Below are 22,915 nucleotides of genomic sequence, written 5' to 3'. Positions count from 1 at the left end.
GAGATCTACGGAGAGGCGGACGCATGAGCAATCCCGTGTCAGAGGCTCTGGCCACCATGGCGCGTGGCTATGTGCGCCACGCCCCCACGGCGCTCGGCAAAGCTCCGCTCTCTGCGCGCTACCTCAACCCGCACCTACGGGATCACCCCCGGCAACGCCTGGTCCGCACCCGCTTCGGCGCCGGCTTCGCCGTCGACACGACGGACCTGATCCAGCGGTACCTGTACATGTACGGCGTCTGGGAACCCCATATGACGCGGTGGCTACAGCGTCGGCTCCGCCCCGGGGACACCTTCATAGATGTTGGCTCCAACATCGGTTACTACGGAGTGCTGGCCTCGCGACTTGTCGGTGAGACGGGCCGTGTGGTGGCCATAGAGGCGTCACCCACGTTCCATCGCCGAATACTCCGGCATGCCAGGCTCAACGGCTGCGGCAACATCCGTACGGTCAACTCCGCGGTCTCCGACCGTACCCAGATGCTTACGTTCGTCCTGGCCAGCTCGCGCAACATGGGCGCGACCAGCACCGTGCCGTACGAGGGGCCGGCAGAGTCGACATTCGAGATCGAGTCGCACCCCCTGCCCGAAATCCTTGCCCCGCAGGAGATCGCCAACGCTCGCGTGATCAAGATCGACGTTGAGGGGGCGGAGGGCGCCGTCGTCCGGGGCCTGGCCCCGATGCTCGGCAAGCTGCGACCGGACGCGGAGATCACCGTCGAGGTGACCCCCCACCGCATGCAGCAGCTCGGCGACGACGTCGCCGAGCTGCTTGCCACCATGCGGGAGCATGGGTTCCACACGTACCGCCTGGCCAATGACTACGCCCCGGAGTCCTACCCGGCCGCGCTCAGCGGCCCGGTCTCGGTGCCGGTTCGCTGGCGCGGGGCAATCGACTCCGAGAGCGACCTCGTCTTCTCTCGCGTCGATACTGAGAGCCTCCCCTGATGACCTCCCCTGATGAGGAGTGCCCGCGTAGGCGAGAACGTCGCGTAGGAGAGCCGAGCGACGCGAAGCTCCCGGCTCTCGCAGAGCCCAGTCCGTACGGCGCCCAGTCCGTTCGGCGCTCAGCCCGCACCGCGCTCAGCCCGTACGGCGCCCAGTCCATACCGCGCTCAGCCCGTACGGCGCCCAGTCCATACCGCACTCAGCCCGTACCGCCCTCAGTCCGCCGCCGGGAAGTGCCACTGGAAGTACGACAGGGCCGTGGCCCTGGCCTCCACCACCGCCATGCGCGCATCGCGCTCGGTGGTGTCCGTGTGGGCCGCCTGGCTGGTCGACTGCCCTTCCCACTTGCGGTAGATGAGACCGACCTCGCGCGTGAACCACCCGCGGCTGACGGCGTCCAGCGCGAGCAGCAACCCCGTGTCCTCCGAGGCCGGAAGCGCCATCCAGCCGCCGAGCGCGACGAGAAGATCACGGCGTACGAAGAGGGTCGCCGGGTGCACCTGCGCGCGGTAGCTGTGCTCCTGCCAGTGGCGCAGCACCTCGCCGCGCTCGATCGGCCCGCCTTCCGGGTCCTGGTCGAAGCCGAGGGTCGAACCGTCGGGCAGGAGATCGAGGACCCGGGACGTCGTCCAACCGATGCCGCGGTCGGATTCGAGTACGGCCAAGTCGCGGGCCAGCGCGCCGGGAGCGAGCTGGTCGTCGGCGTCGAGGATCTTGACGTAGTCGCCGTCCGCGTCCGCCAGCGCCATGGTGCGCGCCACGCCGGGACCGCCGGCGCGTCCCTGCCGGAAGGTCACCCGCGGATCGTCCGGGACGTGCGGAGCGACTTCTTCGCTGCGCCCGTCCTCGCGAATGACCCAATGCCACTCCCAGCCGTCCGGGAGCTCCTGATCGCAGAGCGACTTGTACGCCTCGGACAGGAACTTGGCGGACGGCGGGTGCACAGCAGTCACGACGATGATGCGCCGGGGCACGGCGTCACCACCTTTCCAGTGGAGTATTGAAGATCATTTCCGTGCGATCGCCGGGCACCGTGACGTACGAGATCTCCACAGGCCGGTCATTGATGTCGTACGAGGTCTTCCGGAGCAGCACGACCGCCGTCCCGGGCGGGAGCTCAAGCTCCTCCGCCTCTTCCGGCGTCGGCGGGCGCGCGGTGACACGCTCCTCTATGCGTCCCAGCTCGATACCGATGGTGAAGAGCTGGTTCATGGTGCCGCCGGGCCACGGCTCCTTGGTCTCATCCAGTAAGGCCGGGTTACCGGAGACGAGATCGTGGATGAGATACGAGGTCACGAGGCTGAACGGAGCGGTTTCGGCGCTGTACCGGGTCCGGTAGGTGCGCTGGAGAAGAAGCGTTCCCTCCGGGACTCCGAAGGCTTCCGCCAACTCCGCGTCCGCCTTCGCCTCGCGGTACGACGCGTGGAAGACGAGGTCGTTGACCGTCAGCCCGGTGTCGTGCTCCGTGGCGCCCGTCTGCAACCGCTTGGGTTCCGGTTGGCGCGCCCGGTCCTTCTCCCACTGATGCCGGACGTTATTGCGCACCACCGTCGTACGCGGGCGACGGACGAAGTTGCCGCGGCCGTGATGCTTTTCGATCAGCCCCTCATCCCGCAGGAGCCGCAGCGCTTCCCTGATCGTCGGCACGCTTCGCCCGAACCGCTCGGCGAGCCTTGTCTCCGTGGGCAGTTGGTCCCCCGGAGCCAGCTGACCCGCCCGGATGGACGCCCTGAGCTCATCCGCGATCCGCTCGTAGACCTTTGCCACCTTGCTCACCGTTCCCGTCGGACGACCTCGATCAGCATACGAGTCATCAAGAGGTCTTGACGAGTCGGGAGCCACAGGCCACCCACACTCCCGGTCGACTCATAAAGAGGACTTGAGGACGAGACCTCTTGGAGTCGACGCCTGGAGGGCCCGGCCTGGAGGGCCCGTGAGGCGGCGCGCTCCCGGCGTCGCCGACGCATCCAGGCAAAGCAAAAGCCCCAGGTCACGGCGAGTGAGTCCTGGGGCTTCCACAGAGCCGCCTTCGGGATTCGAACCCGAGACCTACGCATTACGAGTGCGTTGCTCTGGCCAACTGAGCTAAGGCGGCGCGCCGTCCGCACCATGGTGCGATCAGCAACGCGGCCAAGTCTACACAGGTTCCGGGGGTGCTCCTGACCACCCCAGTTCGAGGGACTCGCGCAGCTCAGGTGCACTTCTTGGCCGCGGGCGGGGCCGTACCCTCCAGGAGGTATGTGTTGATCGCGGTGTCGATGCAGTCGCTGCCCCGGCCGTACGCCGTGTGGCCGTCACCCTCGTACGTGAGGAGCCTGCCGGAGGCCAGCTGGGAGGCGAGGGACTTCGCCCACTTGTAGGGGGTGGCAGGGTCGCGCGTGGTGCCGACCACGACGATCGGGGCGGCGCCCTTCGCCTCGATGCGGTGCGGGGTGCCGGTGGCCTTGAGCGGCCAGTACGTGCAGTTCAGGGCCGCCCACGCGAAGCCCTCGCCGAAGACCGGGGATGCCTTCTCGAAGGAGGGAAGCTCGGCGGCGAGGTTGTCGGGGCCGGAGAAGGAGGGGGGCTGGTCCAGGCAGTTCACGGCCGCGTTGGCGTACATCAGGTTGGCGTACTTCCCCTCCGCGTCCCGCTCATAGTACGAGTCGGCGAGGGTGAGCAGCCCGCTGCCGTCGCCCTTCATCGCGCGGGCCAGGCCGGTGCGCAGTTCGGGCCAGGTCGTCTCGTCGTACATCGCCGCGATCACACCGGTCGTGGCGAGCGCCTCGCCGAGCTTGCGGGACTCGCCGGTCTCGACCGGCTTCGCGTCGAGGTCGGAGAAGAACTTCTTCAGCTGCTTCGACGCCTCCGCCGCCGACACCGTGCCCAGCGGGCAGTCCCCGTGCTGGACGCAGTCCGCCGCGAACGACTCGAACGCCGTCTCGAAGCCCGCCGTCTGGTCGCGGTTCATCTCCAGGGCCGACAGGGACGGGTCCATCGCGCCGTCGAGGACCAGGCGCCCGGTGCGCTCCGGGAACAGCTCGGCGTAGGTCGCGCCCAGGAACGTGCCGTAGGAGGCGCCCACGTAGTGCAGCTTCTCGTCGCCGAGCAGCTGCCGCAGGATGTCCATGTCACGCGCCGCCTCGACCGTGGAGACGTGCGGCAGCACCTTCCCGGAGTGCTTCTCGCAGCCGGCCGCGAAATTCTTGAAGGAGGTCTCCAGCGCCGCCTTCTCGGCCGCGTCGTCCGGGGTCTGGTCGACCTGCGTGTACGCGTCCATCTCCTGGCTCGTCAGGCATTCGACGGGCTCGCTGCGGGCCACCCCGCGCGGGTCGACGGCCACCATGTCGTAACGGGCCCGGACCGGGGCGGGGTAGCCGAGGCCCGCGAACTGCTGGAGGTAGCCGACGGCCGTGCCGCCCGGACCGCCCGGGTTGACCAGGAGCGAGCCGATCCGCTTGCCCGGGCCGGTGGCCTTCTTGCGGGCGACCGCGAGGTTGATGGAGGTGGCCGGCTTGTCGTAGTCGAGCGGCGCCTTCATCGTGGAGCACTCGAAGCCCGGAACGCCGCACGCCCGCCAGGTCAGCTTCTGCTGGTAGTACGTGCGCAGGGCGGCCGACGCCCGGGCGCCCGCGGCCGATGTGGTGGACGCCGTCGCGGTGGTGGACGAGCTGCCCGACGAGCATCCGGAGGCGAGCAGCCCGGCGGTCACGACGACGAGGGCGGAGGAACGGAGCAGGCGCCTGGAGTCCATCCCCGGAGCGTAACCGGGGAGTGACGGCATCTGCCCTGTTGGTCGCCGGACGACGGCTCGTACGAGTGAGTCGGTCAACCCGGGGGCGCCCGTACGCCCCCGCCTCACCGAACACGCCCCCGAGTGCCCGCGCCCCCGGGCCCCGGCCGACGGGCCGGGGACGCCGGTACGCCCCCCGCCCCGCCGAACACGCCCCCGGGTTGCCCGCGCGCCCGCGCCCCGGCCGGCGGTCAGCCCGCCCGCAGCGCCATCGTCATCGCCTCCACCGCCAGCAGCGGCGCCACATTGCGGTCCAGTGCCTCGCGGCAGGCGAGGACCGCCTCTATCCGGCGCAGGGTGGCCTCGGGGCTGGAGCCGCGCGCGATGCGGTCCACCGCGTCCCGTACCTCCTCGTTCGCCAGCTCCAGGCGGGAGCCGAGCTGGAGCGTCAGGACGTCGCGGTAGAAGCCGGTCAGCTCGGTGAGGGCGAGGTCCAGGCTGTCCCGCTGCGTACGCGTCTTGCGGCGCTTCTGACGGTCCTCCAGCTCCTTCATCGCCCCTGCGGTGCCGCGCGGCATACGGCCGCCGGCCTGGCCGCCCAGGGCCGCCTTCAGGTCCTCGGTCTCCTTGACGTCGACCTCTTCCGCGAGCTGCTTGGCGTCCTCGCCGGCCGTGTCGACCAGCTCCTGAGCGGCCTTGAGGCAGCCGCCCACGTCCTCGACGCGAAGCGGCACCTTCAGCACGGCGGCGCGGCGGGCACGCGCGCGATCGTCGGTGGCGAGGCGGCGGGCCCGTCCGATGTGGCCCTGGGTGGCGCGGGCGGCGGCGAGGGCGGTCTCCGGCGGGATGCCGTCACGGCGGATCAGCACATCGGCGACGGCCTCGACCGGCGGCGTCCGCAGCGTCAGATGGCGGCAGCGCGAGCGGATCGTCGGCAGCACGTCCTCCAGCGACGGCGCGCACAGCAGCCACACCGTGCGCGGGGCGGGCTCCTCCACGGCCTTCAGAAGGACGTTGCCCGCGCCCTCGGTCAGCCGGTCGGCGTCCTCCAGGACGATCACCTGCCAGCGGCCGACGGCGGGTGACAGCTGGGCGCGCCGGACCAGGTCGCGGGTCTCCTTGACGCCGATGGAGAGCAGGTCGGTGCGGACGATCTGCACGTCCGCGTGCGTACCGACGAGGCTGGTGTGGCAGCCGTCGCAGAATCCGCAGCCGGGCTGCCCGCCCAGCGCCCGGTCCGGGCTGACGCACTGGAGCGCGGCGGCGAACGCGCGCGCGGCCGTGGACCGGCCCGAGCCCGGCGGCCCGGTGAACAGCCACGCGTGCGTCATCTTCGACGCGTCCGAGACGGGCTCGCCGGCCGAGACCGCGGTCACCTGCGCGTCGGCGTCGCGCGCGGCAGCGGCCAGCTGATCCCGCACCCGGTCCTGGCCGACCAGGTCGTCCCACACCGTCATGGGTCACCGCCTCCGCGCTCTGTTCCGCCCCGTACGTCCCCGCTACGACCCCATTGTGAGGCAGGGGTCTGACAATCCCGCCCGGCGCGGCTTCCCCGCAGGTCAGCCGCAGTGACCCAACACGATCAGCGGCGGTGAACCCGGCCCGGTCAGCGGCGGTGACCCGGCCAGGTCAGCGACGGTGAACCCTGTCCGGTCAGCGGCGGTGACCCGGCCCGGTCAGCGGCGGCGGCCCCTGCGGTCGTCATCGTCGTCGGCGTGCGGCCCGAGCAGCTCGTCGGCGAGCGAGGGCAGGTCATCCAGCGGGGTCTCCTCGGCCCAGTCCGAACGCCGCCTGGACCGACGGCTCTTCTCCGCCTTCGGCTCCGCCCCGGACTGCGCCCCCAACTGCTCGGGGTCGACCTGCGGCAGTTCCCGGGTCCGCTCGTTCGGCCGCTCGGGCTGCTCCCCGCGCTGCTCCCGCTCGTCGCGGAAGAGCCCGGGCGGGAACCGGTCGGCCTCGCGCGCCCCCTCCCGAACGGACGGCAGCACGGTCGTCTCGTCCGCGTCCCGCACGGGCGGCAGCACGGTCGTCTCGTCCGCGTCCCGCACGGGCGGCAGCACGGTCGTTTCAGCCGCGTCGGCGGGGACCTGCGGCAGGACCGTCGTCTCGGCGGGGTCGGCCGGGACCTGCGGCAGGACCGTCGTCTCGGCCGCGTCCGGAGCGGACTGACGCGGCTCGGCCTTGCCGGGGGCGTTCGCGCCCGGCACCGGGACTTCCTGGGTGATCTCGTCGGGACTCACCGCGGGGTCCACATCAGCGTTCGCGTCAGCGCTGGCTTGAGCGTTCGCGTCCGGGTTCACCACGGGCGTGGGGACCGTCACCTCGGAGGCCGACTCCGCCCGGGGCTTCCGCCTCGCGCGCGTGGCCGAAGTCTCGTCCGTGCCCTGGACGGGGGCGGAGGGAGAAGCCGACGCGGTCGCCGCGGCGGCTGCCGCGGCGGTGGCCGCCTCCGCGAGGCGACGGGCCTCCTCCGCCCGCCGCAGCGCCTCCTCAGCCTTGCGCTGCTTCTCCAGGCGGCGCTCCTCGGCCTCGGCGCGCAGCCGGGCCTGCTCCTCCGCCTGCTTGCGCAGCCGCTCCTGCTCGGCCGCGGCGGCCTTGGCCTCCGCCTCGCGCCGGACGCGCTCCTCCTCGGCGAGCCGCCTGGCCTCCTCGGCCCGCAGCCGGGCCTCCTCCGCCTGGCGCTCCTCCTCGCGGCGGCGCGCCTCCTCCAGCTCGCGCCGCTTGCGCTCTTCCTCCTCGGCGCGCAGCTTGGCGAGCTGCGCCTGGCGCTCGCGCTCCAGGCGCTCCTCCTCGGCCTTGCGCGCGGCCTCTTCCTCGGCCTTGCGCCGGGCTTCCTCCTCGGCGGCCTTGCGCGCCTCCTCCTGGGCCTTCACCTCGGCCTCGGAGAGCGGCAGCATCTGGTCGAGCCGGTGGCGTACGACCGTGGTGACCGCCTCGGGCTCCTGGCCCGCGTCCACCACCAGGTAGCGGGACGGGTCGGCGGCCGCGAGGGTGAGGAACCCGGCCCTCACGCGCGCGTGGAACTCGGGCGGCTCCGACTCCAGCCGGTCCGGCGCCTCCGTGAACCGCTCGCGCGCGGTCTCCGGCGCGACGTCGAGGAGCACGGTCAGATGCGGTACGAGACCGCCGGTGGCCCAGCGGTTGATCCGGGCGATCTCGGTCGGCGACAGATCCCGGCCGGCGCCCTGGTAGGCGACCGACGAGTCGATGTAGCGGTCCGAGATGACGATCGCGCCGCGCTCCAGGGCGGGGCGGACCAGCGAGTCGATGTGCTCGGCGCGGTCCGCCGCGTACAGCAGTGCCTCCGCGCGGTTGGAGAGCCCGGCACTGGAGACGTCGAGCAGGATCGAGCGCAGCCGCTTGCCGACCGGGGTCGCGCCCGGCTCGCGGGTCACCACGACCTCGTGGCCCTTGGCCCTGATCCACTCGGCCAGCGCCTGCGCCTGCGTGGACTTGCCCGCGCCGTCGCCGCCCTCAAGGGCGATGAAGAAGCCGGTCGTGGCCGGGGCCTGCACCGGGTCGGCGCCGCTCACCGCGTCCCGCAGATCGCGCCGCAGCGGCACGCCCTGCCGGTCGTCGGTCTTGGCCAGGACGACCGCGGCGACCGGCAGCAGCAGCGCGCCGACCAGCATCAGCGTGAAGCCGGCGCCGCCGTGCGCGAAGACGAACCCGTCGCCCGCGAGGCGGTGCGGGCCGATGGCGGCGGCGACCAGCGGGGCGAGGATCGCGCCGAGGCCGATCGCGACCCGTACGACCGCCTGGAGGTGGTCGGTGGTGCGGGCCCGGCGGTGCTCCTCGGTCTCCTGGTCGATCAGTGTGTGCCCGCTGTTCGCGGCGACACCGGCGGTGACACCGGCGAGCAGCGCGATGAACAGGACCGTCGCGGTGTCCGGCACCAGGCCCATGGCGAGCAGCGCGACACCGGTGACGGCGATGGCGAGCGGGAGCAGCCGCCGCCGGGAGAGCACCGGCAGGACCTTGGGCGCGGTGCGGATGCCCACGCCCACGCCGCCGATCAGGGCGAGGACCAGCAGCGCGAACGCCGCGGGCCCGCCGCCCAGGTCCGCCGCGTGCAGCACGGCCACGGCCGCCGCCGACGCGATGGCGCCCGCGACCGCCCCACAGGCCGGCACGAGCAGCGGGACCGCGCCCGTACGCCCCCTGTCGGGACCGGCGCCGGTCGAGGGCCTGCGCAGCCCCTCCAGCGGCGAGCGGGCGCGCGGAGTCTGGGAGTCCGGAAGTTCGAGCATCGCGAGGACGGACACGGACGCGGCGAAGAGACCGGCCGCCACGTACGAGCCGAGGGCCGCCTGGTGCAGCGAGAACCAGTCGACGCCCTTGCCGAGGCCCTTGCTCACCAGTGCGGCGACCAGCAGGGCGACGGCGGCCACCGGCCCGGACGCGAACGTCGTACGCAGCGACAGGCGCCGCAGCGCGTCCAGATGGTCCGGCAGCGGGCGCACGGCGGCGCCCTCCAGCGGGGGCGCGGGCAGCAGCGCGGGCGCCGCGCTCTCCTTGCACACCGTCCAGAACCGCTCGGCGCCCCCGGCCACGAAGGCGGTGACCAGCAGGAAGACCAGCGCGTTGTCGGGGGTCCAGTCGATCCACAGCGGCGCGACGATCAGCAGCGCGGCACGTACGCCGTCCGCCCCGATCATCGTCCAGCGCCGGTCGAGGGAGCCGCTGGGCGCGGTCAGCGCGGAGACGGGTCCGAGCAGCACCGCCCCGAAGAGGAACGTCGCGAGGACCCGGGCGCCGAGCACCGCGGCCACGGCGAAGGCCGCGCCCCGGTACCCCCCGCCGAGGGCGTCCTCGGAGACGGCCGCCTGCAGGGCCAGCAACAGGAGGACGAGTACGGCGAGGGCGTCGCCGATCCCGCCGACGAATTGCGCGCTCCACAACCGCCTGAGTGGCGGTATGCGCAACAGGGCCCGTACGGCACGCTCGCGTGAGTCTGCGGCTAGGGCGTCGGAGGTGGGGCTCACAGCCACCGTGGGGGTCCCCCCTGCGCCTTCGGAGCTCTGGGGATGCTCGGCTCGCGTCATCCGCCCAGCCTATCCGGAGCGCCCAGATCCCCGAGGGGCCGCCCGAACATACGGGCGGCCGGCTCGCCCACTACCCAGCTGTGGGCATGCGCGCCGCTAGGGCCTGTCGTCAAATTCCCGTCGTCGCCCGAAGGGCGGTCCGGCGGCGTCTGGTGCGTGCTCTCGGCGCACCCGAGGAAAGCCCACGTACGTCCAGTACGAGGGACGGGAATTTGACGACAGGCCCTAGGACCGATGGGGGTCCTCCTCCTGCTCCTTGAGAGCTGGGGAGGGTGGGCACAGCGGCACCCGGTCCGGGGCACCTGCGCACCCCGGACCCGCCGCACCCAGCCGTCCTACTCGGCCGCCGCGGTCTTCTTAGCGGCCGTCTTCTTGGCCGGAGCCTTCTTCACCGCGGCCGCGGTCTTCTTCGCGGCGGTCTTCTTCGCCGCGGTCTTCTTGGCGGGAGCCTTCTTCGCCGCGGCCTTCTTCGCCGTCTTCTTGGCGGGCCCCTTGGCGCGCTTCTCCGCGAGGAGCTCGTAGCCGCGCTCCGGCGTGATGTCCTCCACGCTGTCCCCGGTCCGCAGGGTCGCGTTGGTCTCGCCGTCCGTGACGTACGGGCCGAAGCGCCCGTCCTTCACGACCACCGGCTTCTCGCTGACCGGGTCGGTGCCCAGCTCCTTGAGCGGCGGCTTGGCGGCCGCACGCCCACGCGCCTTCGGCTGCGCGTAGATCGCCAGCGCCTCCTCCAGGGTGATGGAGAAGAGCTGGTCCTCCGACTCCAGCGAACGCGAGTCCGTGCCCTTCTTCAGGTACGGCCCGTAGCGCCCGTTCTGCGCGGTGATCTCGACGCCCTCGGCGTCGGTGCCCACCACACGCGGCAGCGACATCAGCTTCAGCGCGTCGTCGAGCGTGACCGTGTCCAGGGCCATCGACTTGAAGAGCGAGGCCGTCCGCGGCTTCACCGCGTTCTTGCCCGTCTTCGGAGTGCCCTCCGGCAGGATCTCGGTGACGTACGGCCCGTAGCGGCCGTCCTTCGCCACGATCTGGTTGCCGCTGACCGGGTCCGTGCCCAGCTCGAAGTCGCCGCTCGGCTTCGCCAGCAGCTCCTCCGCGTGCTCCACCGTCAGCTCGTCGGGCGCCAGGTCCTCCGGCACGTCGGCGCGCTGGTGGCCCTCGGCGTCCTTCTCACCGCGCTCGATGTACGGCCCGTAGCGGCCGACCCGCAGCACGATCCCGTTCCCCACGGGGAACGAGGAGATCTCGCGCGCGTCGATCGCGCCGAGGTCCGTGACCAGCTCCTTGAGACCGCCGAGGTGGTCCCCGTCGCCGTTCCCGGCGTCGGAGGCCGCACCGGCCACAGCGGCCTCGCCCTCGCCGAAGTAGAAGCGCTTCAGCCACGGCACCGACTGGGCCTCGCCGCGCGCGATGCGGTCGAGGTCGTCCTCCATGCGCGCGGTGAAGTCGTAGTCGACGAGCCGGCCGAAGTGCTTCTCCAGCAGGTTGACCACGGCGAAGCTCAGGAACGACGGGACCAGCGCCGTGCCCTTCTTGAAGACGTAGCCGCGGTCGAGGATCGTGCCGATGATCGACGCGTACGTCGACGGCCGGCCGATCTCGCGCTCTTCCAGCTCCTTGACCAGCGAGGCCTCGGTGTACCGGGCCGGCGGCTTGGTCGCGTGGCCGTCCGCGGTGATCTCCTCGGCCGACAGCGCGTCGCCCTCGGTGACCTGGGGCAGGCGCCGCTCGCGGTCGTCCAGCTCCGCGTTCGGGTCGTCCGCGCCCTCGACGTAGGCCTTCATGAAGCCGTGGAAGGTGATCGTCTTGCCGGACGCGGTGAACTCCGCGTCCCGCCCGTCGCTCGCCCGGCCCGCGATCTTCACGGTGACGGAGTTGCCGACCGCGTCCTTCATCTGGGACGCGACCGTCCGCTTCCAGATCAGCTCGTAGAGCCGGAACTGGTCGCCGGTCAGACCGGTCTCCGCCGGAGTGCGGAAACGATCACCCGACGGGCGGATCGCCTCGTGCGCCTCCTGCGCGTTCTTGACCTTCCCGGCGTACGTACGCGGCTTCTCCGGGAGGTAGTCGGCGCCGTACAACTGCGTGACCTGCGCACGGGCCGCCGAGACCGCGGTCTCGGAGAGCGTGGTGGAGTCCGTACGCATATAGGTGATGAAGCCGTTCTCATACAGCTTCTGGGCGACCTGCATGGTGGCCTTGGCCCCGAAGCCGAGCTTGCGGGAGGCCTCCTGCTGGAGCGTCGTCGTACGGAACGGGGCGTACGGCGAGCGGCGGTACGGCTTGGACTCCACCGAGCGCACGGCGAAGGCCGAGTCGGCGAGGGCGGCGGCCAGGGCTCGGGCGTTCGCCTCCTCGAGGTGGAGGACGTCGCTCTTCAGTTGTCCGTCGGGACCGAAGTCACGGCCCTGCGCCACGCGCCGGCCGTCGACCGTCGCGAGCCGTGCCACCAGCGAGGACGGGTCGGAGGCGTCGCCCGCCCGGCCGGTGGAGAACGTCCCGGTCAGGTCCCAGTACTCAGCAGAACGAAAAGCGATGCGCTCGCGTTCCCGCTCCACGACAAGCCTGGTCGCCACCGACTGGACGCGGCCCGCCGAGAGCCTCGGCATGACCTTCTTCCACAGCACCGGCGAGACCTCGTAGCCGTAGAGGCGGTCGAGGATGCGGCGGGTCTCCTGGGCGTCGACCATGCGCTGGTTGAGCTCGCGCGGGTTGGCGACGGCGTCCCGGATGGCGTCCTTGGTGATCTCGTGGAAGACCATCCGATGGACCGGGACCTTGGGCTTCAGGACTTCCTGCAGGTGCCACGCGATGGCTTCGCCCTCGCGGTCCTCATCGGTGGCGAGGAAGAGTTCATCGGACTCTGCCAGGAGCTCCTTGAGCTTCCTGACCTGGGCCTTCTTATCGGCATTGACGACATAGATGGGCTGGAAGTCGTGTTCGACGTCCACGCCGAGGCGGCGCACCTCGCCGGTGTACTTGTCGGGCACCTCGGCGGCGCCGTTCGGGAGGTCGCGGATGTGCCCGACACTCGCCTCGACGACATAACCGGGGCCGAGGTAGCCCTTGATCGTCTTCGCCTTGGCAGGAGACTCGACGATGACGAGTCGGCGGCCGCCCTTTGCGGTCTCGCTGGTCGGGGACAACTTCGCTCTTCTCTCCGGTCGGCACTCGGGTGGCACGTACGAGCTGTACGGTCGCTGCGGAGTGTGACGGTACAACCCGCCCCCGTGTCAAACAGCAAAAGCCCGCAGCGGCCACTCGAACGGTAACCCGACTTACGGCGAGTGTGCCGCCTGGACCGTCCCAGAACGTTCTGAAAAGCGTTTCGTCCCAGCGCAGACCTGGGCCCGAGCCCGGTCGGCGCGGCGCGGCGCCAGGGGGCCGCCAAAGCTCACAGGCGTGTGAAGCACCACACCCCGGCGAGCAGGAAGACCGCGCCGAAGAAGATGGCCAGCGCCGCCGAGGCCGCGAGCCCGGCCCCGTCCGCCACCGGCGCCCGGTGCCGCACGCGCGCCCCCGTCCACAGCAGCAGCGCGCCCCCGAACAGGACGAAAACCGTCCCCGCGAACACGGCCGGACCGGCCTCCGCCCCACCCATCCCGTTCATGGCGCGGATCCTGGCACCCGCGGGCGGAGCCCCGGCGAACTCCAGGTGAACGGCCGCACCTCCATCCGGCCCAGCGGCGGAGGGACGGGCGTGTTGAGGTGCGGCGGAGGACGTGAGCGGGTGCGGTGGGGCGCGTGGGGCAAGGGGGCCTGTTGTGGCCGGGTTGGCCGGGTTGGCCGGTGTGGTGAGTGGGTGTGGTGAGGCGAGGCGGACGTGCGGGGCGTGCGGTGTTGTTGGCCGAATTCACACCCTTGTTTTCCCTCCCCGCCCCCGCGTCACTCCCCGACCGGCTCCAGGAAGCCCTGGCCGACCAGCATCCGGATCGACTCCGGGGTGCGGTCGCGGAGCTGGACCGGGTCCTCGCCGATCAGCTGCGCGATGGCGTCCAGGATCCGGCCCGCGTCCAGCTGGCCGTCGCAGACACCCGCGAAGCCCGCGCCGACCGTGTCCACCGTGGTGGCCCTGCGCATTCCCCGGTTCTGCCTCAACACCACGTGCTCCGGGTCCTCGGCGCCGGGCAGCCCGACCTGCTCCTGCACGACCTCGTCGGCGAGCCGGAACCGGTCGGCGAGCAGGGCCGCGTCGTCGTGCGTGCGCAGGTACTCCTGACGGGCGAAGTGGGCCCGGATGGTCTCGCCGAGCGGCTGCTCGACGGGGTGCGGCCACTCCTCGACGGTGACCGAAGGCTCCTCGGACCCCGACTTGTGCAACGTGATCCAGCCGAAGCCGATCGCCTTGGTCCTGCGCGCCTCGAACTCGTCGAGCCACGCCTCGTACCGCTCCGCGTAGGCCTCGGGGCCAGTGTGGTGGTCCCCGGCGTCCCGCAGCCACAGCTCCGCGTACTGGGTGACGTCCTGGACCTCGCGCTGCACGATCCAGGCGTCACAGCCGCGCGGCACCCACGAGCGCAGCCGCTCCTGCCACTCCTCGCCGTCCACGTGCTGCCAGTTGGCGAGGAACTGCGCGTATCCCCCCTCGTTCAGCCGCGCCCCCGCCTGCTGAACGAGCGTGCGGCACAGATCGTCCCCGCCCATGCCGCCGTCCCGGTACGTCAGCCGGGCCCCCGGCGAGATGACGAACGGCGGGTTGGACACGATCAGGTCGTACGTCCCCGAGCCCACCGGCTCGTAGAGCGAGCCCTCGCGCAGCTCCGCCTCGGGGGCGCCGGACAGGGCGAGGGTGAGGCGGGTGAAGGCGAGCGCGCGCGGGTTGAGGTCGGTGGCGGTGACCCGGGTCGCGTGCTGCGCCGCGTGCAGCGCCTGGATGCCGGAGCCGGTGCCGAGGTCCAGCGCGGAGGCGACCGGCGTGCGCACGGTGAGCCCGGCGAGCGTGGTGGACGCGCCGCCGACCCCGAGGACCATCCCCTCCTCGCGGCCGCTCGCGCCGCTCGCCCCGCCGACCGCGCAGCCGAGGTCGGAGACGATGAACCAGTCCTGGCCCTCGGGGCCGCCGTACGGACGCACGTCAACCGCGGCGCGCACATCGTCGCCCGTCCGGGTGAGCCAGCCGTCCTCCAGAGCCTCGTCGCCCGGCAGGGCCGCTCTGGCGCGCTCGTACGCGACGGGCTGCTGGAGCAGGAACAGCCGTACGAGCGTGTCGAGCGGCGAGCCGCCGCGCGTGGCCCGCAGCGCGGGCACGGTCTCGCTGCGGGCCAGCGCGGCGTAGGCGGGCGCGCCGAGCAGGTCGAGCAGGCCGTCGGCGGTGAAGTCGGCCGCGAGCAGGGCGTCGCGGAGCCGGGCGGCGCGGTCGGGCACGGGCAGGCCGGCGGGCGAACTGGCGGAAACACTGGTCGTACTCACCCGGCCATTGTGGCGGCTGGCACTGACAAACACCCACGGCCCGGCGCCCACATGGGTCCGGGCCGTGCGAAAAGGCGCCTACGCGCGCGTTGGCGGAGCCTCCGCGACGTGGTCGCGACGGCGCAGCCGCCAGGGCGACGGCGCAGTCGCCAGGGCGCAGTCGCTACTCACCGCTCGCCGAGGACGAGGGCTTGGCCGAGTCGGACGGCTTCGCCGACTCCGAGGGCTTGCCGGACTCGGACGGCTTCGCGGACTCCGAGGGCTCCGCCCCCTGCGCGGCCGAGCCCGAGGGGGACGCCTGCTTGGAGGCGTCGCCGCCGGCGGCGGGCGAGGCCGAGGAGGACGCGGTGGCGGTCTGCTTCTGGCAGCCGGGCTGCTTCTGCATCGCCTTGCCGAGGTCGCCGGACTCCAGCTTCTTGAGGGCGTCGTCGCTGCTCTTGCTGATGGTGTTCAGCTGGTCGGCGACGCCCTTGAGGCCATCGGCGAACTTCGCCTGGTCACCGGTGTCGAGCGCGTCGACCTTCTTCTTGAGGTCGGCGTACGACGTGGAGGACGCCGTCAGCTCCTTGGCGGCCTCCTGCTGCGTCTTGTCGCCGTCCTTGACGGGCGGGACACCGGCCTTGTTGAGGCTGTCGGCAAGCGACTTGTACGCGTCCGAGATCTGCTGGAAGGCAGCCGAGTCCGTCTTCTGGACGTCAACCGGCTTGCTCTCGTCGGCCGTCTGCTTCTCGATGGCGGCGTTGGCGTCAGTGATCTTCTTGATCTGCGGCTGGGCCTGGTCGCAGAAGGTCTTGGCCCAGTCCTTCACCTTCTTGTCCGAGTCGTCGCTGCTGCAACCCGACAGTGCGAGCACCAGTACCGCGCCGCCGGACAGTGCGGCCGCAAGCTTCTTGTTCACCGGATCGGTCCCTTCCAAGGCTCTCGGCCCCGGAACATACACGCCAAGTGGGCGACAACCGCGTGTCGTACGCCTGACCTGCTCGCTTTTGCAGCCATTTGCACCAAGGGAGACAAGGCTCACGGCCACAGAGCGACGGGCGGACGGTGCGTCAATCCGCGCCGTCCGCCCGCCCTTGTGGAGCTGTTGCTAGGAAACGACCGCCGGGTCAGGCGACTTGGCGCTCATCTCGTGGCTTCCCTCGTCGCCCACCGCAACTCCGCGGCGCTTGGAGACGTACACCGCGCCCACGATGACGGCCGTGGAGAGCACCGCCACGACCGTGCGCACGGCGGGGCTGGCGTCCGCCCCGTAACTGAACTTGACCACCGCGGGCGCGATGAGCAGCGCCACCAGGTTCATCACCTTCAGCAGCGGGTTGATGGCCGGGCCCGCGGTGTCCTTGAACGGGTCGCCCACCGTGTCGCCGATGACGGTGGCGGCGTGGGCCTCACTGCCCTTGCCGCCGAAGTTGCCGTCCTCGACCATCTTCTTGGCGTTGTCCCACGCGCCACCGGAGTTGGCGAGGAAGACGGCCATCAGCGTGCCGGTGCCGATCGCGCCCGCCAGGTACGAGCCGAGCGCGCCGACGCCGAACGTGAAGCCGACGGCGATGGGCGCCAGCACCGCGAGCAAGCCGGGGGTAGCCAGCTCCCGGAGCGCGTCCTTCGTACAGATGTCGACGACCCGGCCGTACTCCGGCGTCTCGGTGTAGTCCATGATCCCGGGGTGCTCGCGGAACTGCCGCCGCACCTCGAAGACCACCGCTCCCGCCGACCGGGACACCGCGTTGATCGCGAGCCCCGAGAACAGGAACACGACCGCCGCGCCCAGCATCAGGCCCACCAGGTTGTTGGGCTGTGAGATGTCCATGCTGAGGGTCATCTCGCTGGACTTGGCTCCCACGTCGTTCACCGCGGTGGCGATGGCGTCGCGGTACGAGCCGTAGAGCGCCGCCGCCGCGAGGACCGCGGTGGCGATGGCGATGCCCTTGGTGATGGCCTTGGTGGTGTTGCCGACGGCGTCCAGGTCGGTGAGGACCTGAGCGCCGGCGCCCTCGACGTCGCCGGACATCTCGGCGATGCCCTGCGCGTTGTCGGAGACCGGTCCGAAGGTGTCCATGGCGACGATCACGCCGACCGTGGTGAGCAGACCGGTGCCGGCCAGCGCCACCGCGAACAGGGCGAGCATGATCGACGTGCCGCCGAGCAGGAAGGCCCCGTAGACGCTCAGGCCGATCAGCAGGGCCGTGTAGACGGCCGACTCCAGGCCGATGGAGATACCGGCCAGGACGACCGTCGCGGGGCCCGTCAGCGACGACTTGCCGATGTCGCGGACGGGGCGCCGGGTGGTCTCGGTGAAGTACCCGGTCAGCTGCTGGATGACGGCCGCGAGCACGATGCCGATGGCCACCGCGACCAGCGCCAGGATCCGCGGGTCGCCGCCGTGCGCCTTGATGGCAGTGTCGGTGACCCCGTCCAACTCGGCGTACGTGGACGGCAGATAGATGTAGACCGCCGCCGCCACCAGGGTGAGGGAGATCACCGCGGAGATGAAGAAGCCGCGGTTGATGGCGGACATCCCGCTGCGGTCGGCGCGCCGCGGGGCGACCGCGAAGATGCCGATCATCGCGGTGACCACGCCGATCGCCGGGACGATCAGCGGGAAGGCGAGACCCGAGTCGCCGAAGGCCGCCTTGCCGAGGATCAGTGCGGCGACCAGCGTCACGGCGTAGGACTCGAAGAGGTCCGCCGCCATGCCCGCGCAGTCGCCGACGTTGTCGCCGACGTTGTCGGCGATGGTGGCGGCGTTCCTCGGGTCGTCCTCCGGAATGCCTTGTTCCACCTTGCCGACGAGGTCGGCGCCGACGTCCGCCGCCTTGGTGAAGATGCCGCCGCCGACACGCATGAACATGGCGATCAGCGCGGCGCCGAGGCCGAAGCCCTCCAGCACCTTGGGGGCGTCCGCGGCGTAGACCAGGACGACGCAGGAGGCACCCAGCAGGCCGAGGCCCACCGTGAACATGCCGACCACGCCGCCCGTACGGAAAGCGATCTTCATGGCTTTGTGCGAGACGGCCGTGAGATCTTTTTCAGGTTCGCCTTCCGCAGGGGTCGCCTCGCGGGCGGCGGCCGCCACGCGCACATTCGCGCGTACGGCCAGGCGCATGCCGACGTATCCGGTCGTCGCCGAGAAGAGCGCGCCGATCAGGAAGAAGGCCGACCGGCCCGCGCGCTGCGACCAGTTGTCGGCCGGCAGCAGGAAGAGCAGGAAGAACACCACGACGGCGAAGATGCCGAGGGTGCGCAACTGCCGGGCGAGATAGGCATTCGCTCCTTCTTGAACGGCTGCCGCGATCTTCTTCATCGAGTCGGTGCCCTCGCCGGCCGCCAGTACTTGGCGGACCAGCAGCTGGGCGACGATCAGGGCCGCGAGGGCCACCGCCGCGATGACGATCACGATCAGCCGATTGCCGTCGGTCAGTACCGCGGCCGCGAGTGATGTGGGGTGATCGAGTTCTTGTGGGTTGAAGAGCCCCGCCATTCGTCCTCCTTGACGCTCAGAGCTCAAGATGTGGACGGATTGTAGGGAGCGGAACACGATCAAAACAGGGCGCGGCTAGCGGAATTGACCTTCAGTCGCTACTCAGCAAATGATCGCGCCACGAAAAGGCCCCCGAAAGCGGTAATGGGGCAAAAGCATTGACGGCTGATCAACGATCTAGAGAATAATCGCGAAAAATGAAAAAGGCCCTGCTCAGCAGGGCCTGTACGGCGAGTGGGCGAAGGGCCGCTCAGGGCTCGGCGGTCGCCCCTGTGATCGGCCAGGTCATCCGGATGACACCGCCGGACTCGTCCGAAGTGACCTCCACGTCGTCGACGAGGCCACTGATGACCGCGAGGCCCATCCCGTCCTCCCCGCCGTCGTCCGGCTCGTCCTCGGCCGTGGCACCGCGCACGCCCGGCGCGGCACCCCCGGAACCCGGACCGGGCACCTCGTCCCCGACCTCGATGGAGAACGCCTTCTCCTCCTCGGTGAGGGCGACGCGCACCGGCGCCGTCACCCCGTACGCACGGTGCAGCCCCACAGCACGGCTGCACGCCTCGCCGACGGCGAGCCTGACCTCGTCGAGGACCGCCTCGTCCACCCCGGCTCGGCGCGCCACGGCGGCCGCCACCAGGCGGGCCGTCCTGACGTGTTCGGGCTGGGCGCTGAAGCGGAGTTCAACGGTGGCCATGCGATCCCCCTCGAACGTACGGGCGTGCTTCTCAGGGGCCCCGGGCCGCGAGGTGCCCGGTGCCCCTGTCCTTCCTCCGGAGCCGTCAGTCAGTGGCGTTGACGGCTTCGTCGACCGAGCCGTGGATCGGGAACACCTTGGTGAGCCCGGTGATCCGGAAGATCTTCAGAATGCGCTCCTGGTTGCAGACCAGCCGCAGGGAGCCCTCGTGGGCACGGACACGCTTGAGTCCGCCCACGAGCACGCCGAGGCCGGTGGAGTCGAGGAAGTCCACGCCCTCCATGTCGACAACCAGGTGGTAGCTGCCGTCGTTCACCAACTCGACCAACTGCTCGCGCAGCTTGGGCGCGGTATACACATCAATCTCGCCACCGACCTCGACGACCGTACGGTCGCCACCAGGGCCGGACACATTGCGAGTCGACAGGGACAGGTCCACGGATCCTCCAGCACCTTGCTATCGAGCGGCCGCCCCCTGAGTCTCCCCGGCGGAGCCAGAGAACGGATCGCCAGCCGCGATGGCATTCAATCACTTACCAGCAGCCATGCACGACGCCTTGGGACCATTGTCCGTCACGCCAGTGACACACTCGGTGCCGATGGCCAGGAATCTCCGCCCCAGAACACCCGCCAAGGGCACGGGTGAACGACCCGACCCCGGCATGGTCCTGCACCGGCTCGCATCGGGAGCGGACCGGGCTGCGCGCATCACTCATACGGAGCACTTGCCCCCACGTGAGGGCCGCCATGCAGTCTGGCCGCACCGCATCCGCCCGGAAGTGATCAACGCCATTCAGCGGGCCGGTGTCGAGCACCCCTGGGCGCACCAGGCGGCCGCCGCCGAGCACGCCCTGGACGGCGAGTCCGTCGTGATCGCCACCGGAACCGCCTCCGGCAAGTCCCTGGCCTACCTCGCCCCGGTCCTCAGCACGCTCCTGGACGGCTCCGAGGCCCCGAACGGGCGCGGCGCCACCGCCCTCTACCTGGCCCCGACCAAGGCCCTGGCGGCCGACCAGCGCCGCTCGGTGAAGGCGCTCGCCCAGCCCCTGGGCAACGCGATCCGGGCCGCCGTCTACGACGGCGACACGCCGGTCGAGGAACGCGAATGGGTGCGTCAGTACGCCAACTACGTCCTCACCAATCCGGACATGCTGCACCTGGGCATACTCCCCGCCCACCCCAGGTGGTCCTCCTTCCTGCGCTCGCTGCGCTACGTCGTCATCGACGAGTGCCACACCTACCGGGGCGTCTTCGGCTCCCACGTCGCCCAGGTCCTGCGGCGCCTGCGCCGCCTGTGCGCCCGCTACGGCGCGAACCCCGTCTTCCTCCTCGCCTCCGCCACCGCGGCGCAGCCGTCCGTGGCCGCCCACCGGCTGACCGGCCTGCCCGTCGTCGAGGTCGCCGACGACGCCTCCCCGCGCGGCGAACTGGTCTTCGCCCTGTGGGAGCCGCCGCTCACCGACCTCCACGGCGAGAAGGGCGCCCCCGTGCGCCGCACCGCCACCGCCGAGACCGCCGACCTGCTGACCGACCTGGCCGTCCAGGGCGTCCGCACGGTCGCCTTCGTCCGCTCGCGGCGCGGCGCCGAGCTCGTCGCCGTGATCGCCCAGGAGAGGCTGGCCGAGGTCGACCGCACCCTCGCCCGCCGCGTCGCCGCCTACCGGGGCGGCTACCTGCCCGAGGAGCGCCGGGCCCTGGAGCAGGCCCTGCACTCCGGCGAGCTGCTCGGCCTCGCCGCCACCTCCGCCCTGGAGCTCGGCATCGACGTGTCGGGCCTGGACGCCGTGGTCATCTGCGGCTACCCCGGCACCCGGGCCTCGCTGTGGCAGCAGGCGGGCCGGGCCGGGCGGTCGGGCGAGGGCGCCCTGGCGATCCTGGTCGCCCGGGACGACCCGCTGGACACCTACCTCGTCCACCACCCCGAGGCGCTGTTCCAGCAGCCCGTCGAGTCGACCGTGCTCGACCCGGACAACCCGTACGTCCTCGCCCCGCACCTGTGCGCGGCCGCCGCCGAGATGCCGCTCACCGAGGCCGACCTGGAGCTCTTCGGCCCGGCCAGCCCCGGGCTCATGCCGCAGCTGGAGGCCGCGAAGCTGCTCCGGCGCCGGGCGTCGGGCTGGCACTGGACCCGCCGCGAGCGGGCCGCCGACCTCGCCGACATCCGGGGCGAGGGGGGCCGCCCGGTCCAGATCGTCGAGGCGTCGACGGGACGGCTGCTCGGCACGGTCGACGCGTCCGCCGCCCACACCGCCGTCCACGACGGCGCCGTCCACCTCCACCAGGGCCGTACGTACCTGGTGGAGCGTCTGGACCTGGACGATCCCGACGGCCCGGTCGCCCTCGTCGAGGAGGCCAGCCCGCCCTATTCGACCGTCGCCCGTGACACCACCTCCATCTCCGTCCTCGAAACCGACACCGAGATCCCGTGGGGAGCCGGCCGCCTCTGCTACGGCTCCGTCGAGGTCACCAACCAGGTCGTCTCCTTCCTGCGCCGCAAACTCATCACCGGCGAGGTGCTCGGCGAGTCCAAGCTGGACCTGCCGCCCCGCACCCTGCGCACCCGGGCCGTGTGGTGGACGGTCACCGAGGACCAGCTCGACGCCGCCCGGATCAACCCGGAGATCCTCGGGGGCGCCCTGCACGCCGCCGAGCACGCCTCCATCGGCATGCTGCCGCTCTTCGCCACGTGCGACCGCTGGGACATCGGCGGCGTCTCCATCCCGCTGCACCCGGACACCCTGCTGCCGACGGTCTTCGTGTACGACGGCCACCCGGGCGGCGCCGGGTTCGCGGAGCGCGCCTTCCACACCGCGCGGGAGTGGCTGACCGCGACCCGGGAGGCCATCGCGTCCTGCGAGTGCGAGGCGGGCTGCCCGTCCTGCGTCCAGTCCCCCAAGTGCGGCAACGGCAACGACCCGCTCCACAAACGAGGCGCGGTCCGCCTCCTCACGGAACTGCTGCGGGGGGCGCCGGGGGTGGCGGGCGAGGAGGGCCCGGCGGCTCCGGAGGCCCCGGGGGCTCCGACGACTCCTGAGACCCCGGCGGCCTCGACGGCTCGGACAGCTCCGACGGCTCCGGAGACCCCGGTGGCTCCGACCGCTCCGGAGACCCCGGTGGCTCCGGCGCCCCCGGCGCCCCCGACGGCCTCGGAGACCCTGGAGGCTCCGCCGGGCGGCGACCCCGCAGCTCGGGGGCGTGGAGCTGCTCCTGCCCCGGGCCGGGGCGCTGCGGCAGGAACCGGTACGGAGGAGGAGCCGCCGGACCCGCCCGGGCCCTGACCTCCGGCGCGTACGGGCCGAACCTCGCCCGTACGGTCACGTCGGCGATCTCCCCGGTCACCGTGCACCGCACCACCTCGCCGCCCTGCGCTCCGGCGACCCGGGTCGCCCCGGCGCAGGCGTCAGCCGCCCCCCACAGCGCCCGGTCAGCCGCCGCCAGCGCGGCCATGTCCGCCGCACCGCCCGCCCGGTGCCGGGCCGCCACTGCCTGCCCGAGGGCGAGAACAGCCGCGAACACCACGCAGAGGGCGGAGGCGGCCACCGCCACCCAGACGGACGCCGAGCCCCGGTCCCGAGCGTGGTCCCGAGCGCGGGCGTGGGCGCCTGCCGCCCGGGCGGGGATCCCTCCTGC

General features: G+C 71.7%; 14 protein-coding genes, 1 tRNA gene and 1 pseudogene. 2 read left to right on the top strand and 14 right to left on the bottom strand.

Annotated features, from left to right (window positions below; genetic code table 11):
* The first annotated feature begins 23 nt into the window (after positions 1-23).
* Positions 24-947 (top strand): FkbM family methyltransferase, encoded by a 924-nt coding sequence (locus tag AB0G17_RS19100; RefSeq protein ID WP_361383570.1) that lies wholly within the window; start codon positions 24-26, stop codon positions 945-947.
* A gap of 215 nt (positions 948-1,162) precedes the next feature.
* Here AB0G17_RS19100 and AB0G17_RS19095 read toward each other — a convergent pair whose 3' ends face one another.
* From AB0G17_RS19095 to AB0G17_RS19035, 13 genes are all read right to left on the bottom strand, one after another.
* Entirely contained in the window at positions 1,163-1,921 is a 759-nt protein-coding gene (locus tag AB0G17_RS19095; protein WP_361383567.1) for a glycosyltransferase, read from the bottom strand.
* Positions 1,922-1,925: 4 nt separating this feature from the next.
* A complete protein-coding gene (locus tag AB0G17_RS19090) occupies positions 1,926-2,714 on the bottom strand; it encodes a GntR family transcriptional regulator (protein ID WP_361383564.1) in 789 nt (262 codons plus the stop codon).
* Between the two features lie 254 nt (positions 2,715-2,968).
* Positions 2,969-3,042 (bottom strand) — tRNA-Thr (locus tag AB0G17_RS19085).
* 96 nt (positions 3,043-3,138) lie between these two features.
* On the bottom strand, positions 3,139-4,680 hold the full coding sequence (locus AB0G17_RS19080; protein ID WP_361383561.1) for an alpha/beta hydrolase: 1,542 nt from the start codon (positions 4,678-4,680) through the stop codon (positions 3,139-3,141).
* A gap of 230 nt (positions 4,681-4,910) precedes the next feature.
* Positions 4,911-6,116: a DNA polymerase III subunit delta' gene (locus tag AB0G17_RS19075; protein WP_361383558.1), complete on the bottom strand. Its 1,206-nt coding sequence runs from the start codon at positions 6,114-6,116 to the stop codon at positions 4,911-4,913.
* A 219-nt stretch (positions 6,117-6,335) separates the two neighbouring features.
* Complete coding sequence (gene tmk, locus AB0G17_RS19070) at positions 6,336-9,704, bottom strand: dTMP kinase (RefSeq protein ID WP_361383555.1); 3,369 nt, start codon at positions 9,702-9,704, stop codon at positions 6,336-6,338.
* Positions 9,705-10,039: 335 nt separating this feature from the next.
* Positions 10,040-12,847: a type I DNA topoisomerase gene (gene topA, locus AB0G17_RS19065; RefSeq protein WP_361383552.1), complete on the bottom strand. Its 2,808-nt coding sequence runs from the start codon at positions 12,845-12,847 to the stop codon at positions 10,040-10,042.
* 248 nt (positions 12,848-13,095) lie between these two features.
* A complete protein-coding gene (locus AB0G17_RS19060) occupies positions 13,096-13,311 on the bottom strand; it encodes a hypothetical protein (protein ID WP_361383549.1) in 216 nt (71 codons plus the stop codon).
* Between the two features lie 275 nt (positions 13,312-13,586).
* Positions 13,587-15,110 (bottom strand): methyltransferase, encoded by a 1,524-nt coding sequence (locus AB0G17_RS19055; protein ID WP_361383546.1) that lies wholly within the window; start codon positions 15,108-15,110, stop codon positions 13,587-13,589.
* Between the two features lie 163 nt (positions 15,111-15,273).
* The gene (locus AB0G17_RS19050; protein ID WP_361383543.1) at positions 15,274-16,008 is read right to left on the bottom strand and encodes a small secreted protein; all 735 of its coding nucleotides are present in this window, start codon (positions 16,006-16,008) and stop codon (positions 15,274-15,276) included.
* A gap of 189 nt (positions 16,009-16,197) precedes the next feature.
* Positions 16,198-18,591 carry a sodium-translocating pyrophosphatase gene (locus AB0G17_RS19045; RefSeq protein WP_361383540.1) on the bottom strand — a complete coding sequence of 798 codons (2,394 nt, stop codon included), beginning with the start codon at positions 18,589-18,591 and terminating at the stop codon, positions 16,198-16,200.
* 250 nt (positions 18,592-18,841) lie between these two features.
* On the bottom strand, positions 18,842-19,285 hold the full coding sequence (locus AB0G17_RS19040) for an ATP-binding protein (protein WP_361383537.1): 444 nt from the start codon (positions 19,283-19,285) through the stop codon (positions 18,842-18,844).
* An 85-nt stretch (positions 19,286-19,370) separates the two neighbouring features.
* A complete protein-coding gene (locus AB0G17_RS19035) occupies positions 19,371-19,724 on the bottom strand; it encodes an STAS domain-containing protein (RefSeq protein WP_053728100.1) in 354 nt (117 codons plus the stop codon).
* A gap of 79 nt (positions 19,725-19,803) precedes the next feature.
* Between AB0G17_RS19035 and AB0G17_RS19030 the strand changes: the two genes are divergently transcribed.
* Complete coding sequence (locus tag AB0G17_RS19030) at positions 19,804-22,563, top strand: DEAD/DEAH box helicase (protein WP_361383533.1); 2,760 nt, start codon at positions 19,804-19,806, stop codon at positions 22,561-22,563.
* On the opposite strand, the pseudogene AB0G17_RS19025 reads toward AB0G17_RS19030, so the two are convergent.
* Positions 22,544-22,906: pseudogene (locus AB0G17_RS19025) on the bottom strand (Rv3654c family TadE-like protein); the annotation flags it as partial. The gene AB0G17_RS19030 and the pseudogene AB0G17_RS19025 sit on opposite strands and share 20 nt — an antisense overlap.
* Positions 22,907-22,915 lie beyond the last annotated feature (9 nt).

Source organism: Streptomyces sp. NPDC023838 (assembly GCF_040639555.1).
GTDB lineage: Bacteria > Actinomycetota > Actinomycetes > Streptomycetales > Streptomycetaceae > Streptomyces.
Note: the sequence above shows the minus strand (reverse complement) of the source record. Positions and strands in the feature narration are given on the sequence as shown.

Coding starts and splice junctions, on each gene's coding strand:
- AB0G17_RS19100 (WP_361383570.1), top strand. CDS start 24: ATGAGCAATCCCGTGTCAGAGGCTCTGGCCACCATGGCGCGTGGCTAT.
- AB0G17_RS19080 (WP_361383561.1), bottom strand. CDS start 4,680: ATGGACTCCAGGCGCCTGCTCCGTTCCTCCGCCCTCGTCGTCGTGACC.
- AB0G17_RS19075 (WP_361383558.1), bottom strand. CDS start 6,116: ATGACGGTGTGGGACGACCTGGTCGGCCAGGACCGGGTGCGGGATCAG.
- tmk (WP_361383555.1), bottom strand. CDS start 9,704: ATGACGCGAGCCGAGCATCCCCAGAGCTCCGAAGGCGCAGGGGGGACC.
- AB0G17_RS19060 (WP_361383549.1), bottom strand. CDS start 13,311: ATGAACGGGATGGGTGGGGCGGAGGCCGGTCCGGCCGTGTTCGCGGGG.
- AB0G17_RS19045 (WP_361383540.1), bottom strand. CDS start 18,591: ATGGCGGGGCTCTTCAACCCACAAGAACTCGATCACCCCACATCACTC.
- AB0G17_RS19040 (WP_361383537.1), bottom strand. CDS start 19,285: ATGGCCACCGTTGAACTCCGCTTCAGCGCCCAGCCCGAACACGTCAGG.
- AB0G17_RS19030 (WP_361383533.1), top strand. CDS start 19,804: ATGGCATTCAATCACTTACCAGCAGCCATGCACGACGCCTTGGGACCA.